Source organism: Methanoculleus sp., from assembly GCF_036677455.1.
Lineage (GTDB): Archaea > Halobacteriota > Methanomicrobia > Methanomicrobiales > Methanoculleaceae > Methanoculleus.
The window spans coordinates 77,122-91,017 of sequence record NZ_JAVBWL010000051.1 but is presented as its reverse complement, the minus strand read 5'-3'; the positions used below and the strand labels follow the sequence as shown (position 1 = coordinate 91,017).

General features: G+C 64.1%; 17 protein-coding genes. 6 read left to right on the top strand and 11 right to left on the bottom strand.

The window, feature by feature from the left end:
• Positions 1-31: 31 nt before the first annotated feature.
• The 5 genes from V6K60_RS12390 to V6K60_RS12370 form a co-directional block, all read right to left on the bottom strand.
• Positions 32-694 (bottom strand): DUF3267 domain-containing protein, encoded by a 663-nt coding sequence (locus V6K60_RS12390; RefSeq protein ID WP_332450836.1) that lies wholly within the window; start codon positions 692-694, stop codon positions 32-34.
• Positions 695-788: 94 nt separating this feature from the next.
• The gene (locus tag V6K60_RS12385) at positions 789-1,808 is read right to left on the bottom strand and encodes a Coenzyme F420 hydrogenase/dehydrogenase, beta subunit C-terminal domain (RefSeq protein ID WP_332450835.1); all 1,020 of its coding nucleotides are present in this window, start codon (positions 1,806-1,808) and stop codon (positions 789-791) included.
• Between the two features lie 5 nt (positions 1,809-1,813).
• Positions 1,814-2,551 (bottom strand): hypothetical protein, encoded by a 738-nt coding sequence (locus V6K60_RS12380; protein ID WP_332450834.1) that lies wholly within the window; start codon positions 2,549-2,551, stop codon positions 1,814-1,816.
• Between the two features lie 5 nt (positions 2,552-2,556).
• Positions 2,557-4,077, bottom strand: coding sequence for a glutamate synthase-related protein (locus tag V6K60_RS12375; RefSeq protein WP_332450833.1), 1,521 nt, complete (start codon positions 4,075-4,077; stop codon positions 2,557-2,559).
• A complete protein-coding gene (locus V6K60_RS12370; protein ID WP_332450905.1) occupies positions 4,074-5,135 on the bottom strand; it encodes a hypothetical protein in 1,062 nt (353 codons plus the stop codon). The genes V6K60_RS12375 and V6K60_RS12370 overlap by 4 nt, the downstream gene beginning before the upstream one ends.
• A gap of 99 nt (positions 5,136-5,234) precedes the next feature.
• Between V6K60_RS12370 and glnA the strand changes: the two genes are divergently transcribed.
• Both glnA and V6K60_RS12360 read left to right on the top strand, forming a co-directional pair.
• Positions 5,235-6,563, top strand: coding sequence for a type I glutamate--ammonia ligase (gene glnA / locus V6K60_RS12365; RefSeq protein ID WP_332450832.1), 1,329 nt, complete (start codon positions 5,235-5,237; stop codon positions 6,561-6,563).
• A gap of 229 nt (positions 6,564-6,792) precedes the next feature.
• Entirely contained in the window at positions 6,793-6,969 is a 177-nt protein-coding gene (locus V6K60_RS12360; RefSeq protein WP_332450831.1) for a hypothetical protein, read from the top strand.
• A gap of 38 nt (positions 6,970-7,007) precedes the next feature.
• On the opposite strand, the gene V6K60_RS12860 is transcribed toward V6K60_RS12360, so the two are convergent.
• The 4 genes from V6K60_RS12860 to V6K60_RS12345 all read right to left on the bottom strand — a co-directional run bounded on the left by V6K60_RS12860 (position 7,008) and on the right by V6K60_RS12345 (position 9,190).
• Positions 7,008-7,259, bottom strand: a complete 252-nt coding sequence (locus tag V6K60_RS12860) for a DUF1016 N-terminal domain-containing protein (RefSeq protein WP_442919575.1) — start codon at positions 7,257-7,259, stop codon at positions 7,008-7,010.
• 273 nt (positions 7,260-7,532) lie between these two features.
• A complete protein-coding gene (locus tag V6K60_RS12355; protein WP_332450830.1) occupies positions 7,533-7,850 on the bottom strand; it encodes a hypothetical protein in 318 nt (105 codons plus the stop codon).
• Positions 7,851-7,853: 3 nt separating this feature from the next.
• Positions 7,854-8,756, bottom strand: a complete 903-nt coding sequence (locus V6K60_RS12350; RefSeq protein WP_332450829.1) for an Mrp/NBP35 family ATP-binding protein — start codon at positions 8,754-8,756, stop codon at positions 7,854-7,856.
• Positions 8,757-8,875: 119 nt separating this feature from the next.
• Positions 8,876-9,190 (bottom strand): ubiquitin-like small modifier protein 1, encoded by a 315-nt coding sequence (locus tag V6K60_RS12345; protein WP_332450828.1) that lies wholly within the window; start codon positions 9,188-9,190, stop codon positions 8,876-8,878.
• A 165-nt stretch (positions 9,191-9,355) separates the two neighbouring features.
• On the opposite strand from V6K60_RS12345, the gene V6K60_RS12340 reads away from it, so the two are divergent.
• A complete protein-coding gene (locus V6K60_RS12340) occupies positions 9,356-11,155 on the top strand; it encodes an aldehyde ferredoxin oxidoreductase family protein (RefSeq protein ID WP_332450827.1) in 1,800 nt (599 codons plus the stop codon).
• A gap of 6 nt (positions 11,156-11,161) precedes the next feature.
• Here V6K60_RS12340 and tsaA read toward each other — a convergent pair whose 3' ends face one another.
• Together tsaA and V6K60_RS12330 are read right to left on the bottom strand one after the other, a co-directional pair.
• A complete protein-coding gene (gene tsaA, locus V6K60_RS12335; RefSeq protein WP_332450826.1) occupies positions 11,162-11,599 on the bottom strand; it encodes a tRNA (N6-threonylcarbamoyladenosine(37)-N6)-methyltransferase TrmO in 438 nt (145 codons plus the stop codon).
• 1 nt (position 11,600) lies between these two features.
• Complete coding sequence (locus V6K60_RS12330) at positions 11,601-12,017, bottom strand: ribonuclease HI family protein (protein ID WP_332450825.1); 417 nt, start codon at positions 12,015-12,017, stop codon at positions 11,601-11,603.
• A 142-nt stretch (positions 12,018-12,159) separates the two neighbouring features.
• On the opposite strand from V6K60_RS12330, the gene V6K60_RS12325 reads away from it, so the two are divergent.
• From V6K60_RS12325 to V6K60_RS12315, 3 genes are all read left to right on the top strand, one after another.
• A complete protein-coding gene (locus V6K60_RS12325; RefSeq protein WP_332450824.1) occupies positions 12,160-12,864 on the top strand; it encodes a phosphoribosyltransferase in 705 nt (234 codons plus the stop codon).
• Positions 12,865-12,883: 19 nt separating this feature from the next.
• Positions 12,884-13,360, top strand: a complete 477-nt coding sequence (locus tag V6K60_RS12320) for a YbhB/YbcL family Raf kinase inhibitor-like protein (protein ID WP_332450823.1) — start codon at positions 12,884-12,886, stop codon at positions 13,358-13,360.
• A 73-nt stretch (positions 13,361-13,433) separates the two neighbouring features.
• Positions 13,434-13,883, top strand: coding sequence for a YbhB/YbcL family Raf kinase inhibitor-like protein (locus V6K60_RS12315; RefSeq protein WP_332450822.1), 450 nt, complete (start codon positions 13,434-13,436; stop codon positions 13,881-13,883).
• The last annotated feature ends 13 nt before the right edge of the window (positions 13,884-13,896 follow it).

The following is a 13,896-nucleotide window of genomic DNA, read 5'->3' as shown; positions in this document are numbered from 1 at the left end:
CGCGGCATGAGCACAGCGAGATACGTGAGGCTCATCGGTCAGAAGACCCTACATGCCCCGGCGCTGAGGAAGGAACGGCCGCCCTGTAGTAGGTCTCAAAACCGTTGCTGATGATCGTGGCTCCCCTGGGCACCTGAATGGCCACGAGACCTGCCGTCAGGATGTCCACACTGGACCCCATGGCGTTGAGGAGACAGAGGAATGCCGTGTAGCCGTTGAGCGAGCCAACAATTGAGAGGATGTACGGCAGGATCACCGAGAGTGCCAGGTAGGGCATGACGGATATAATGAGGAACCGCCCTCTTTTGATCTCCTGGGTCGTAAAGACAAACCCGAATACTCCATTGACCCCCCAGAAGACGTTATCCGAGGTGAGAGCGTCCGGGATGAGCAGGGCATGGATGCCTTCATGGAGAGCCATGAACAGGGGGACTGCCAGGATAAAGAGCAGGGTAGCGAGATCGAAAGAGATCGTGAACGAGAACTGCTGGCCGTCTCCTGCGAAAGCATAGAGTGAAGGATCCAACCCGTATAGAATCGCCAGCGTGATCGCCCCGAGCAGGAAGGCAAACGGCAGCGAGAGCAACGTTGCCGTCAGGAGGTTTGCGGGCTCTTTGATCCGTCTCCACCCGCTGGAGAGCAGTTCTCTCCTCAACCCTTCATCTGCAGGGTGTATCTCCTTTGCATATCTCATGAGGCACCGTCTCTCGGACAACTACTGTTTACCCTGCCGATCGCTCTTCGGCGGCGCACCGGGCGGGACCGGGAGGCCCATAAAAAAAAGAGGGTTATTCAGCCTGCCGCTCTGCCTTCTTTGCCGCCAGGCGCTCGATGAGGGCGAGGTCGACGCTGCCGCCGGTCGAGAGTTTGCCCTGCCAGATCGCCCGGTCGACGAACCCCTTGCCGATGTCGTTCCGGATCACGAGCGTCGTGTAGCCTTCCGGCGACCCGACGGCCCCGGCCGAGACATCCGCGCTCAGCGCCGTGAAATCGGTGCAGACGTGGCACCCGGGCCGGACGGACTCCTCGAGGTCGGCGAGGGGGATGGAGAACTGCCGCTCGTCCTGCAGATAGACATCCATCTTGCCCTTGATGTTCAGGCGACGGATCTCCCAGGGCTCGATATTGCGCTCGGACTGCAGTTTCTCCTCGACCAGTTTGGCGTAGTCGAAGGTCTCCGTGCAGAAGAGACCGATCACGAGCCGGATCGCCTTCGCGTAGGGCCGGAGGAGGTCATGGTCGCTCGTCCGGATCATCTGCGTCGCCCGTGCCACACAGGGCACGCCCACGACGGCTATCCGCCGGTACTTTCGGGTGACCACCGCCTCCTTCAAGGAGGCGAGGAGCGGCACCCACCAGGAGTAGCGGCTCCCGGCGTGCTGGATGAGCGCATCCGAGGCGGTGATCACCGCCGAGGACGGTCTCATCGTCCAGGGGTCTCTCGTCACCGTGACGACCGCGTCGATCAGTCCCTCATCAAGGGCGTTGACCAGGATCGCCGTCACCGCGCCGCCGCTCTGCTTGCGTTCGACCGGGAATACCGACCGGGCCGCAACGATCTCCTGGTAGGACCCGAGCATCTTCCCCTGCCCCGCGAGGTCGACCCGCGGGCAGGCCGCGTAGCATGCCCCGCAGGGCACGCTGTCGTTCTCGGCCTTGCAGTAGCAGTTGTTCACCGGCGCATCGGTGTTCCCCGGTACAAACCGGAGAGCGTCCGCCGGGCAGACCGCCACGCAGGCTCCGCACCCGGAACAGAGGCCCGTAGCCCAGACCTCGGACTCCAGGTCCTTGTACGTCTTCATCTCCATGCCTATCACTCCCAGGTATACTTCCCGGCAAAGGGCCGTGCGCTCGCAGGAACGATCCGGGTGTAGTTCGCGTTCACGAGCGGTTCGGGGTCGAGCCCGAAATCGGTTGCAAACTCTCTGAGCACCGGGACGATCCGTGTGCGGTCCTCCTCGGTGAGCGGCACCTTCTTTGCTCCTGCGGCGAGGCAGGCGTCGTCCACGTCCCCGCGGATGACGATCTCCCCGCCGTGAATCCCGCTCCCGATCTCGCGGGCTTTCATGACCCCGTCGAGACCGAGGACGATCAGGAGGCCGCCCGCCATGTACTCACCAAGGAAGGTCTGTGCCGACCCTCCCACGACCAGTATGGGGCGTTGCGTCTCGTACTGCTTCATGTGGATCCCGCCCCGGTAGCCGATGTCGCCGCGGACGAAGACCTTGCCGCCCCGCATGCTGTGCGCCACCGCATCCCCGGCGCTCCCGTGGATCACCACTTTCCCGGAGTCCATCGTGTTGCCGGGGGCATGTTCCGCGTTGCCGTGGACGATGACCGTCGGCCCGCTCATGAACATGGCGAGGTCGCCGCCCGCGACACCGTTGACCCGGATCGTGGCGTCTCCGTGGAGACCGTCGCCGATGAACCGCTGCCCGAGGACGTTGTTGACGATGACCTCATCAGCCCCGTCCTCGAGAGCCTTCCTTATCTGCTGGTTTAAGGGGGTGTAGTGCACTCCCTTCGCATCGATCGTGACCTGTTTTGTCATGCTGCTCACGCTCCTATCGGCTTGACATCGAGGACGTCAAGAAGCCCCTCATCCAGCATATAGCCCCGGAGCCGGTCGCGGTTACCCCGCAGGCTCTCGATACTGGTGATCCCGGCCGCACCCATCAGCTCGGTGATCTCGAGCGTCCAGGCGTGGAGCAGGTTCGCGACCTGCTTCGATGCCACGTCGGGGTTCAGGCGGTCCACGAGGTCCTGGCGCTGGGTGGCGATGCCCCAGGGGCAGAGGCCCTGGTAACAGTTCCCGCAGACACGGCAGCCCATCGCTGCGAGCACCGCGGTCCCGAGGTAGACCGCATCCGCCCCGAGGGCGATCGCCTTCACGATGTCCGGGCTCTCCCGGATGCTGCCGCAGGCGATGAGGGAGACCTCGTTCCTGAGCCCCTGCTTCCGGAGTTCCTTATCCGCGCTCGCGATGGCAACCTCGATCGGGATGCCGACGTGGTCGCGGAAGACCCGCGGCGCGGCGCCCGTGCCGCCCCGGAACCCGTCGATCGCGATGGCGTCCACCCCGGAACGGGCAACGGCCGCCACGTTCTCGGCGTTGTTGTTGACGGCCGCGATCTTCGCGAAGACCGGTTTCTTCCACTCCGTCGCTTCCTTGACGGCGTGGACGAGCTGGGGGAGGTCCTCGATACCGTAGATGTCGTGGTGCGGCGCAGGGCTGATGGCGTCGCTTCCCTGCGGGATCATCCGTGTTTTGGAGACATCCTTACTGACCTTCTCGCCGGTGAGGTGCCCGCCGATGCCCGGTTTTGCACCCTGGCCGAGTTTGAGCTCGATAGCAGCGCCGCGGTTCAGGTAATCGACGTTCACCCCGAACCGCCCGGAGGCAACCTGGACGATCATCCGGTCCTCGTAGGGGTAGAGGTTCGGGTGCAGTCCGCCTTCCCCGGTGCCCATGTAGGTCCCGATCTCGCGTGCCGCCCGGGCCATCGCGATGTGGGCGTTGAGGCTGATCGCACCGTAGCTCATGTGGCCGAGCAGGATCGGCGTCTCGATCATGAGGTTCGGGGTGAGTTCCGTGGCGAGTTCGACGTCCCCGTTCTCCTTCTGCCGGAAGTCCAGTCTACCCGGTTTCTTCCCGAGGTAGGTCCGGAGTTCGACGGGCTCGCGGAGCGGGTCGGTGGGGGGCGTGGTGACCTGGGAGGCGTCAAGCATCAGGCGGTCGAAGATGACCGGGAGGTTCGCGACGCTGCCCATCCCGGCGAGGATGATCTTCCCCGTCCGGGCCTGGTTGTAGATTGCCTCCCTGACCTGCCGGTTCCATACGGGGTGGCTCCGGTAGTCGCAGGGCTGCTCCGTGAGCATGATGGCGTCACGGGGGCAGTAGGTGAGGCACCGGTGGCAGGCGGTGCACTTCCGGGAGTTGATCAGGATCTTATCCCCCTCCTGCCGGAAGACGCCGTAGGAACAGTTCTCAACGCAGCGTCCGCACTCCATGCACTGGTCGCGGTCGATCGCGATCCGGTACCGGAGCGGCATGCTGCCGAGGTTACAGGCGTTCATGGGGAAACCCTCCCGATGACCGGCTCACCGGCGGCCGGCCGCGTGACCGACTCGACGCCGGGCTCCATGACCCGGATCGCCGACTCTTCGCTTGCGATATAGAGGCGGTCCGCGCATTCGCCGACGACCATCGGCCGGAGTTTGCCCCGGTCGGTGAACCCGACCATCATGTCGGGGTTCGCGGCCACGACGGTGAACGGTCCGTTCATCGCCGCAGGGCCGTAGGCGAACCGGAGGGCGCGGTTCAACTTCTGCTCGGCCTCAGGCATCCGGTCGATCTCCTCCCAGTAGGGAGGGGCGAGCGCCCGGACGGCGAGGTCGATATCGAGACCGTGTCGCCGCACCATGAGGTCGATTGCGTAGGCGATGACCTCGCTGTCGGTGGAGGTCGTGCAGTTGTAGCCGAAACTCTCGATGTAGCGCCGGTTGGTCCCGTAAGTGGTGGTCTTGCCGTTCTCCACGACGCTCCAGTCGTGCAGGTTGAACGGGTCGGGCCGCTCCCACAACTCAGGGGAGCCCGTCGCGTAACGGTTGTGCGCGAGCCAGAGGTAGCCCTCGTAGTCCTGGATCCGGTAGTAGTCCGCCACCGCTTCCGGCCAGCTACCGGCTCCTCCGGCCTTGAAGACCCCGACGTTCTTCCCTGAGGAGACGACCTCGGCGCCTTCTACGCAGGTGTTGACCTGCATCACGAGGTTCGTGACGACGTCCTTTTCTGGCGATGCGCTCTCCGGCGCAAGGGAGGCGTCGGGCTTGAAGAAGTAGCGCCAGGGGGTGCAGGGCGTCCTGAGGTTCTTCTGGTTGCAGGTCGGGATCGCCTCGTCGTGCTCGATCGCCCCCCACTGCTCCAGTGTTGCGTCGACAGCCGCTTTACTCTCGCAGGCGTTGTCGAGGAAGACATGGAGCGCGTAGCAGTCCCGGTAGTCGGGGTAGATGCCGTAGGCGACATATCCCGCCCCCTCGCCGCTGCCGCGCTCGTTCATTATGGAGAGGGCCTGCCGGATGCCGGAACCGTCCATCACCTGACGCCTCTTATCCATTACACCAAATATGCCGCACATGGTTACCACGGTGAGCAACATGTTGTTGCCGATTTTGAGCTCATTTTATCTATTTGTGTCAATAAGTATTTATTTCATCGGATAGAAGTTGACTTCCACATGTCCCGTGATGCCACTTCTGCGATGCTGGATCGTATCGAGCAGGATAATGTCCGATTTCTCCGCCTGCAGTTCACCGATCTCCTGGGCATGCCCAAGAACGTTGCCATCCCGGTGAAGCAGGCAGAGAAGGCGCTGACCGGCGGGATCGGGTTTGACGGGTCGTCGATCGAGGGGTTCGTCCGTATCGAGGAGTCCGATATGGTGCTCAAACCCGATCTCTCCACCTACACCCTCCTGCCCTGGCAGTCCCGCGAGAACGCGGAGGCGCGCTTCGTCTGCGACGTCTGCATGGCGAACGGGAAGCCGTTCGAGGGCGACCCCCGCTACGTCCTCCGGCGGGCGATGGAGGACGCTGCGAGGGATGGTTACGTCTTCAACACCGGGCCGGAACTCGAGTTCTTCCTTTTCCGGATGGTCGGGGGTCGGCCGACCACGCAGTTCCAGGACGTCGGCGGCTACTTCGACCTTGCACCGACCGACCTTGCGGAGGACGTCCGGCGCGAGATCATCCTTGCGCTCACCGATATGGGGTTTGAGATCGAGGCCTCCCACCACGAGGTCGCCGAAAGCCAGCACGAGATCGACTTCAAGTACAGCGACGCGCTCCACACCGCAGACAACGTCATCACCTTCAAGTTCGCAGCAAAGACGATAGCCCTGATGCGCGGCCTGCACGCGTCGTTCATGGCGAAACCGATCTACGGCATCTGCGGGAGCGGGATGCACGTCAACTGTTCGCTTGCAAAGGACGGCAGGAATGCCTTCTACGACCCCGACGCGCCCCTTCAGCTCTCAAAGACCTGCATGCACTTCATCGGGGGACTGCTCTCCCACTCCCGGGCCATCACCCGGGTCGCGAACCCGACGATCAACTCCTACAAACGGCTTGTTCCCGGCTACGAGGCGCCCTGTTACGTCAGCTGGAGCGCCGGCAACCGGTCGGCCCTGGTCCGGGTCCCGAGCCCGCGCGGCAACAGCACCCGGGTCGAGTTCCGGAGCCCTGATCCCACCTGCAACCCCTATCTCACCTTCGCCGCGATGCTCACCGCCGGGATGGAGGGCGTCCGGGAGAAGATCGAGCCGCCGGCCGGTGTCAGCAACAACATCTACCATATGACGGCCGCCGAGCGGGAGTGCGCCGGGATCGCGACCCTGCCCGGGGACCTCGCCGATGCCCACCAGGCCCTGCTCGCCGACGACCTCCTCTGCCGGGCGCTTGGCCCCCATGTCGTCGAGGCGCTCACGAACGTTGCCGGGGCCGAGTGGGAGTCGTTCCGGACGGCGGTCCACCCCTGGGAGCTCGATCGGTACCTGGCGACCTACTAACCTTTTTTTTGCAAAATTGCCGGGCCAGTCCCGGTCCGCTGTAGCGTTTCTCACGCGGTGAGCGCTTTTTGTCTGTTACTCATATGCGTACTTCCAGACATCTCAGTTCATCGAGCAGGGCAATATCGCTGCGCCAACCCCCGGTGAGCCAGAACTCAGACCACAGCCAATTTCTCGCACAAGTTGTGCGAGTTTTTTAGAATCGGAATACGTTTCAAAAAAGGAACTCATGCGCCAGAGGTTTGAGAACATATATCTGCAGTCGGCGGCGTTCGCCATTAAGACCGAGAGCATCAATCCCACGAGCGGTACTCTTGAACCCGGCCAGCAGGTGGTCGCGCGGTACGTGTTCACCTACGAGATGTCACAAAGTATCGGAACCACCGGTGAAACAGCAGATCGCTGAAGTCCTCTCGGTCCTCACCCTCCAGCCGAACTTCCGGGTCATGCGGAGGTAGTACTCGAATTCCAGCGGATCCTTGCATCGCGACATGACGACAAGAGGCTCCAGCTGATTTCTCCAACCGCTGGTTGGAGTTTTTCGCTGTCGTGGTATTCCTGGTAAAACTGCCACATATACCAGAGATTCTGGGCGGAAAAGCCTTTGATGCCGGAAACTCCCCACTGAAGATTATCTGATAGTCGCTCGACTACCGACCGGCCCCACCCTTCATTCTCCTGTCTTTGGGCGTTCATCTGCCGATATCGTGGTACAGGCCGATCAGATCGATCCTACCCGGAGTAGCGCGGCGTGTGCCCGGAAAACAGCACACTTGATGAACGTGCTCAGGAAAAAAAAGGGTTGATCGAAGATGATGCATTACTCCAGAGGCCGCTCGAAGTTTCGAAACGGACGCCTGTATTGTTCCGGGTATCCGCGTCCGTCTAAGCGGCGTAGCCCTCTCCGGCCGACCGGCTCACGACACTGTCGTGAAAAAAGGGGAGGACGGCTCCGAAGGACCGTCCGGTTCAGCAACACTGCTTGCCGCCGGCCTCTTCGCCCTCGAGGAGGAGCCTCCCGAAGAGCATCCGTTCGAGTATCGTCGCGACGTACTTCATCCGCTGGGCCGCCTCCATATCCTCGTAGCGGTGGATGTCGGCGTAGACCTGCAGGCGGACGAGGCCGAACCGGAAGCGGTCGAGGTCGTCGTCCTCGAGCTCCGAGACCTCACGGAAGATGGGCTCGAGCAGGAAGGGGAGTTCCTCAAAGTTATCGAGTGCTTCGATGACCCTTGAAAATACCGGGAGGGGTTCCTCCCGGCCCGCAAGAATCGTCGAGTAATCCATTCTTTACCCCTCGATCTCGTTCACCAAAGCTTCCATGATGGCGTCGAAGCTCTTCCAGGTCGGGCTCTCCTCGGCCCCGGCACGGCGGAGGATGAACGGCCTTCCTTCGTCTGCAGCCTTGCGCATCTCGGGGTCGAGCGGGATGGCCCCGAGGAAGGGCACCCCGAGCTCTTTCGCCTCTTTCTCGCCGCCGCCCTTGCCGAAGATATCGATCGCCTCATTGCAGTGGGGGCAGACAAACCCGCTCATGTTCTCCACGATCCCGAGCACCCGGAGTTCGAGTTTCTTGATGAACTCGGCCGCCTTGCTCGAGTCGAGGACCGCGACGTCCTGCGGGGTGGTGACGATGACCGCCCCGGCGATGTTCGGGGCAAGCTGGGCGACGGTGAGGGCTTCGTCGCCGGTGCCGGGCGGGAGGTCGACGATCATGTAGTCGAGGTCGCCCCAGTTGACGTCCTCGAGGAACTGCCGGATGACCGTCATCTTCATCGGACCGCGCCAGATCACGGGGGTGTTGCGCTCCGGGAGGAGGAATGCCATCGAGATGACCGCGAGGTTGCCGGTGACCCTGACGGGCTCGATGATCTTCCCGTCGTAGGACTGGAGACGGGCATCCTCGATCCCGAGCATCTTCGGGATGTCCGGGCCGTGGATGTCGAGGTCGATGAGGGCCGTCTTATAGCCGCGGTTGGCAAGAGCGTAGGCGAGGTTTGCCGAGACCGTGCTCTTTCCTACTCCGCCTTTCCCGGAGAGGACGAGGACGACATGCTTTACGCTGACCTCGGCCTTCGGGGGGAGGCCCTTTGGGGCGTCCGCATTTCTCGGATCGCTGCATCCGGTCGCAGATGGGCAGCCGGCGCAGTTGCCGGCACAGGTTTCCTTATCGGGTTCGTTCGTTTGCGTCATCAGAAGTATCCTCCGTGGTAGGGTATCTCATAATCTGGAGTTATTATATATTACTGGTAAACGTCACAAAAAGGTATAGGTGATGGCAAAAACCCCGTCCGGCCGCCGGAGCCCGGGTTTCAGCCTCCGGCGGCGGGGGGAAAGAGGGCGACGGTGTCGCCGTCCTCAAGGGGCGTCTTGAGACCCCCGCTGAAGTGGACGTTCCTGCCGTTCTTCAAGATATTGACGTAAGCCCGGATCTCCCCGGTGGAGGTGAAGAGGGCGCCGCCGAGCCCTGGGTATCGGGCGGAGAGATACGCGAGCAGGTCACCGATGGTCGATCCTCCGGGAATCTCCGCATTGCACTCGGCCGGGATGATGTCGCGGAGCATGGCGAACGCCCTGACCTTCACCGTTATGGCATCCCCTCCGTTCGCGCCCCGAACCGCCGCCACCTCTTCCTCCACCCCGGGTGATAGGGGTCTCCAGTCTTATTGGTATCGCTCCCGGGCGCGTGCCAGGATCGCATCTCATTTCCTCGCCGTGAAAGTTAATGGGTCAATATCGCTGTCCGGCAGCCTTATTGCCCGGGCCTGGCCCTATGGGCACGGTGATAACCTATGAACGGCTACGCAGAGAAGATCCTCCACGTCGATCTCACGAGAGAGCGGACGATGGAGGAACCGTTTCCTGAAGCGTGGAGGCGGGCATACATCGGAGGGAGAGGCCTCGGGGTCCGCATCCTCGAAGACCTGGTGAACCCGGGCATCGATCCTCTCGGTCCGGAGAACGTGCTGGTCTTCGCCACCGGGCCGACTGCCGGGAGCGGCCTTCCCCTGGGTTCCCGGTACGACGTCGTCACGAAGTCGCCGCTGACCGGGACGTTGACCAGCGCGAACTCCGGCGGAAAGTTCGGCACCAGCATGAAGCGTGCCGGGTACGATGCGGTCGTGATCCTGGGGCGGGCGGAACGGCCGGTCTCCCTCCTCCTCGATAACGGGCACGCGGAGGTCCGGGATGCCTCGCCCCTGTGGGGGATGACGACAGGCGAGACGACGACGGCCCTCCTGGAGGACCTCGGCGACCCCGGCGCAAGCGTCGCCTGCATCGGCCCCGCCGGCGAGCGCCTCGTCCGGTTTTCCGGCATCATCAACGAGACCTCCCGGGCCGCCGGCCGCGGGGGCGTCGGTGCCGTGATGGGGTCGAAGAACCTAAAAGCGGTCGCCGCCCGGGGAAGCGGCCGGATCACCGTTGCCGACCGCGATCGGTTCCTCTCCCTGAAGGGCGAGATCACAGAGAAGATCCGGGAGAACGCTATCTCGGGCGGAGGACTGCCCCGGTTCGGGACCGCCGTCCTCGTGAACATCATCAACGAGAACTACATCCTCCCGGTCCGTAATTTCCAGACTGCTCACTTTCCCGCCGCGGAGAAGATCTCGGGGGAGCGGATGGCCGACACCATCCTCTCCGGGAAGATGGGGTGCCAGACGTGTGTTATCCAGTGCGGCCGCGACGTCGAGGTCGAGGGGAAGCGGATGGCGGGTCCGGAGTACGAGACGATCTGGGCCTTCGGCCCCGACTGCGGGATCGACGACCTTGGTGCTGTTACGGAAGCGAACACGCTCTGTAACGACCTCGGCCTCGACACCATCTCCACCGGGTCGACGATCGCCTGCGCCATGGAACTCTCGGAGAAGGGTTACATCGACGACGTGGTCCGGTTCGGCGACGCAGAGCAGATGGTCGACCTCGTCCGCCGGATCGGCCACCGCGACGGGCTCGGCGACGAGCTCGCCGAAGGCTCCTTCCGCTTCGCGAGGAAGCACGGGCACCCCGAACTCTCGATGAGCGTCAAGCGCCAGGAACTCCCTGCCTACGACCCCCGGGGGCTGCAGGGGCACGGCCTTGCTTACGCAACGTCGGTCCGGGGTGGCGACCACGTCTACGGCTACCTGATTGCTCCCGAGGTGCTCGGATCGCCGGAGAAACTCGACCCCTACTCGAACGACGGGAAGGCGGTCTGGACGAAGACGTTCCAGGACCTCACCGCCTTCATCGACTCGTCGGGGGCCTGTCTCTTCACCTCGTTCCCGCTCGGGGCCGCGGACTACGGGGCGATGGTCTCGGCGGTCACCGGCTACGATATCGATGCCGGCGAGGTGCTCCGGATAGGCGAGCGGGTCTGGAACATGCAGAAGGTCTTCAACCTGAAGGCTGGATGCACCCGGGAGGACGATACGCTGCCACCGCGCCTCCTCCGGGAACCGCTCACCGAAGGCGCCCCGAAAGGCCGGGTCTGGGAACGGGAGCCGCTCCTCGACGACTACTACCGCGCCCGGGGATGGGACCGCGAGGGGCGGCCCACGCCGGAGAAACTCCGCGAACTCGGCATCGGAGAGGAGACGGTCCCTGTCCCGTGACCTGATCTACCGCTTTATATGCCACCCGCCTGTCGCCTCAGGGATGCAGTCGATCTCGGGGGAGTAGGGTTTGATGTCCAGCACCGGGGTCCCGTCCAGGGCGTCGAGCCCCCGGACCACCAGGACGTCGCCCTCCCGCCGGACCAGATCAACGATCCCGAGCCCGATCGGGTTTGGGCGGGCGGGCGACCGGGTCGAGAAGACCCCGCGTTCCCGGGTCTCCCCCGGCGGTTTTGCATAGAGCAGCCCGCGTTCCGCCCGGTCGAGCCAGTAGAGCACGATGAGGTGGCTGCTCCGCTCGATCCCCTCGAGCCCCGCGGCGTAGGTCTCGAGGACGCAGATCTCCGCGACGGTGTCCGCGAGGCGCCCCTGCCTTGGAGCGTCGGACCGGACCCGGTAGGGCGACCGGACGATGCCGATGGGGATGCACTCGATGGCAGCCATGCTATCGCCTCCTCGCATCGAGCGTCTCGTTGCAGAGGCGGTCCGCGACCTGGATGCAGGGGTGTTCTCGCGGGACGCTCTCGAACCTGACCTCGGCAAAGTTGCGCATCTTCTCCCGCACCTGGCCCGCGAGGTCGGCAAGGTGCTCTTTCGTGATGCGGTACCGGCCGGTGAGCTGGCGGACGACCAGTTCCGAGTCCGACCGGACCGTCAGGTTGCCGTCGGTGAACGCCCGGGCGGCCTCCAGGCCGTTGATGACGGCGTGGTACTCGGCCACGTTGTTGGTCGCGGTCCCGATACATTCCGAACGGCCGGCCACGACGGCGCCGTCCCGCACGATCACGTAGGCCCAGGCAGCGTCCCCGGGGTTTCCCCGTGACGCACCGTCGGTATACAGCGTCACGCCATCGGTTGCCATCGGCGGTGCCTCCTCCGGTCACTCTCTCTTCGCATCATCTGCCGCCTAATCATCGATCTAGTGGGAGTTATTGGTATCGTTCCCTGGAGATGGGGATCGTCCACCACAAGACGTTAATACCCCGGCGCAGTAAGGCGGGCCTATGCTTGAGTCGAGCCGGATCATTGAGGATAGAGCGATGCGGGACCGGCTGGGCGTCTTTGAGGACCGGACCGATGCCGGGCGGCACCTCGCGGCGACCCTCTCGCCGATGGAGACGCTCGGCCAGCCGGTGGTCTGCGCCATCCCTGCCGGAGGGGTGCCGCCGGGGCTTGAGGTGGCCCGGGCACTCAAGGCCCCGCTCCGGATGGCGGTCGTGCGGAAGGTGCAGATCCCCTGGAACCCGGAGGCCGGGTTCGGTGCCGTTACCTGGGACGGGCGGGTCTTCCTGAACCGGGGTCTCATGGCCGGGCTCCACCTCTCGGACGCCGAGGTGAGTGCCGCGATAGCGAAGGCGAAATCGAACGTGGCAGAGCGGCTGGAGAAGTTCTCCGGTGGGCGGCAGGAGCCGGGGCTTGAAGGCCGGACCGCGATCCTGATCGATGACGGCCTCGCGACCGGGTATACGATGCTCGCCGCCATCGAGGCGGCCCGGGCTGAGTCGCCCCGGAAGGTCATCGTAGCGGTCCCCACCGGCTCCCTTCACGCCGTCAACTTCATCGCCCGGAGGGCGGACCTCGTCGTCTGCTCAAACATCAGGACCAGCCCCACCTTCGCAGTAGCGCAGGCCTACGAGCGGTGGCACGACCTCACCGACCAGGAGGTGCAGGAACTGCTGGTCCAGGCCCGGGACATGGGGCTCGTCTGATGCGGACAGGAACGTGACGATGGAACCGTTAACCGTTATCCTGGGCTTCGGCATCTTCCCGCCGGAGCATACGTGTGACGGCGCGAACACCTCACCGGCGATAACCGTCTTCGGCGCGAAATCCCCGTACCTCGCGGTCATCATGGAGGATCCCGACGCTTCCAGGGGCACGTTCACCCACTGGCTTGCCTGGAATATCCCGCGTACCGAGAAGATCCCCGAGGGCCTGCCGGCCGAAGAGACTCTAACGGAGCCGGTTGCTGCGGTCCAGGGGAAGAACGACTCCGGGAAGATAGGCTATAGCGGCCCCTGCCCGCTCCGCGGGGAGTCGCACCGCTACCTTTTTCATGTCTACGGGCTCGACCGACCGCTCGATCTCGCGCCCGGGGCTGATCGGGTTGGCCTCGGCCGCGCCATGGGTGACGCGATCCGGGAATACGGCCAGGCAATCGCGGCATACGGGAGGGCGGCCGAAGCGGGGTCGCCCCGGTGCTAGGCCCGGCACCGTCCCGCCTGCCGCAACGGATATATACGATTCATCGCTTTCGCGTGGCGAAGGTGAACCGCGCATGCAGAACCTGACAATTGAGGTCGATTTCGACCGTTTTCCCCGGGAGCACACCTGCGACGGGGAGAACCTCTCCCCGCGGATACGGGTCTCCGGGTCGGATGCACCCTACCTCGCGATCATCGTGGACGACCCGGACGCTCCGCGGGGCACGTTCACCCACTGGCTCGCCTGGAATATACCGTCGACCGGCGAGATCCCTGCGGGCATCCCTCCGGACCCCCGGGTCTCCCGTCCGATCCCTGCCGTCCAGGGGACGAACGACTTTCAGCGGACCGGCTACGGCGGCCCCTGCCCGCCGAAGGGCACGGAGCACCGATTCTTCATCCGGGTCTGGGGCGTGGAACGGGAGATCGACCTCTCCCCGGGTGCCGGCCGGGTCGAACTCGATGCTGCGCTTGCCTCCGTTGCGACCGGCTACGGCGAGACGATGGCGGTCTACCGCCGGTAGAGACGTTCCGGTC

What these genes read in the sequence shown, in the direction of transcription:
- V6K60_RS12340 (WP_332450827.1), top strand. Translation starts at nt 9,356, where the DNA reads ATGAACGGCTACGCAGAGAAGATCCTCCACGTCGATCTCACGAGAGAG.
- V6K60_RS12330 (WP_332450825.1), bottom strand. Translation starts at nt 12,017, where the DNA reads ATGGCAACCGATGGCGTGACGCTGTATACCGACGGTGCGTCACGGGGA.
- V6K60_RS12860 (WP_442919575.1), bottom strand. Translation starts at nt 7,259, where the DNA reads ATGAACGCCCAAAGACAGGAGAATGAAGGGTGGGGCCGGTCGGTAGTC.
- V6K60_RS12350 (WP_332450829.1), bottom strand. Translation starts at nt 8,756, where the DNA reads ATGACGCAAACGAACGAACCCGATAAGGAAACCTGTGCCGGCAACTGC.
- V6K60_RS12375 (WP_332450833.1), bottom strand. Translation starts at nt 4,077, where the DNA reads ATGAACGCCTGTAACCTCGGCAGCATGCCGCTCCGGTACCGGATCGCG.
- V6K60_RS12370 (WP_332450905.1), bottom strand. Translation starts at nt 5,135, where the DNA reads ATGTGCGGCATATTTGGTGTAATGGATAAGAGGCGTCAGGTGATGGAC.
- V6K60_RS12325 (WP_332450824.1), top strand. Translation starts at nt 12,160, where the DNA reads ATGCTTGAGTCGAGCCGGATCATTGAGGATAGAGCGATGCGGGACCGG.
- V6K60_RS12390 (WP_332450836.1), bottom strand. Translation starts at nt 694, where the DNA reads ATGAGATATGCAAAGGAGATACACCCTGCAGATGAAGGGTTGAGGAGA.
- glnA (WP_332450832.1), top strand. Translation starts at nt 5,235, where the DNA reads ATGTCCCGTGATGCCACTTCTGCGATGCTGGATCGTATCGAGCAGGAT.
- V6K60_RS12315 (WP_332450822.1), top strand. Translation starts at nt 13,434, where the DNA reads ATGCAGAACCTGACAATTGAGGTCGATTTCGACCGTTTTCCCCGGGAG.
- V6K60_RS12355 (WP_332450830.1), bottom strand. Translation starts at nt 7,850, where the DNA reads ATGGATTACTCGACGATTCTTGCGGGCCGGGAGGAACCCCTCCCGGTA.
- tsaA (WP_332450826.1), bottom strand. Translation starts at nt 11,599, where the DNA reads ATGGCTGCCATCGAGTGCATCCCCATCGGCATCGTCCGGTCGCCCTAC.
- V6K60_RS12320 (WP_332450823.1), top strand. Translation starts at nt 12,884, where the DNA reads ATGGAACCGTTAACCGTTATCCTGGGCTTCGGCATCTTCCCGCCGGAG.
- V6K60_RS12380 (WP_332450834.1), bottom strand. Translation starts at nt 2,551, where the DNA reads ATGACAAAACAGGTCACGATCGATGCGAAGGGAGTGCACTACACCCCC.
- V6K60_RS12360 (WP_332450831.1), top strand. Translation starts at nt 6,793, where the DNA reads ATGCGCCAGAGGTTTGAGAACATATATCTGCAGTCGGCGGCGTTCGCC.
- V6K60_RS12385 (WP_332450835.1), bottom strand. Translation starts at nt 1,808, where the DNA reads ATGGAGATGAAGACGTACAAGGACCTGGAGTCCGAGGTCTGGGCTACG.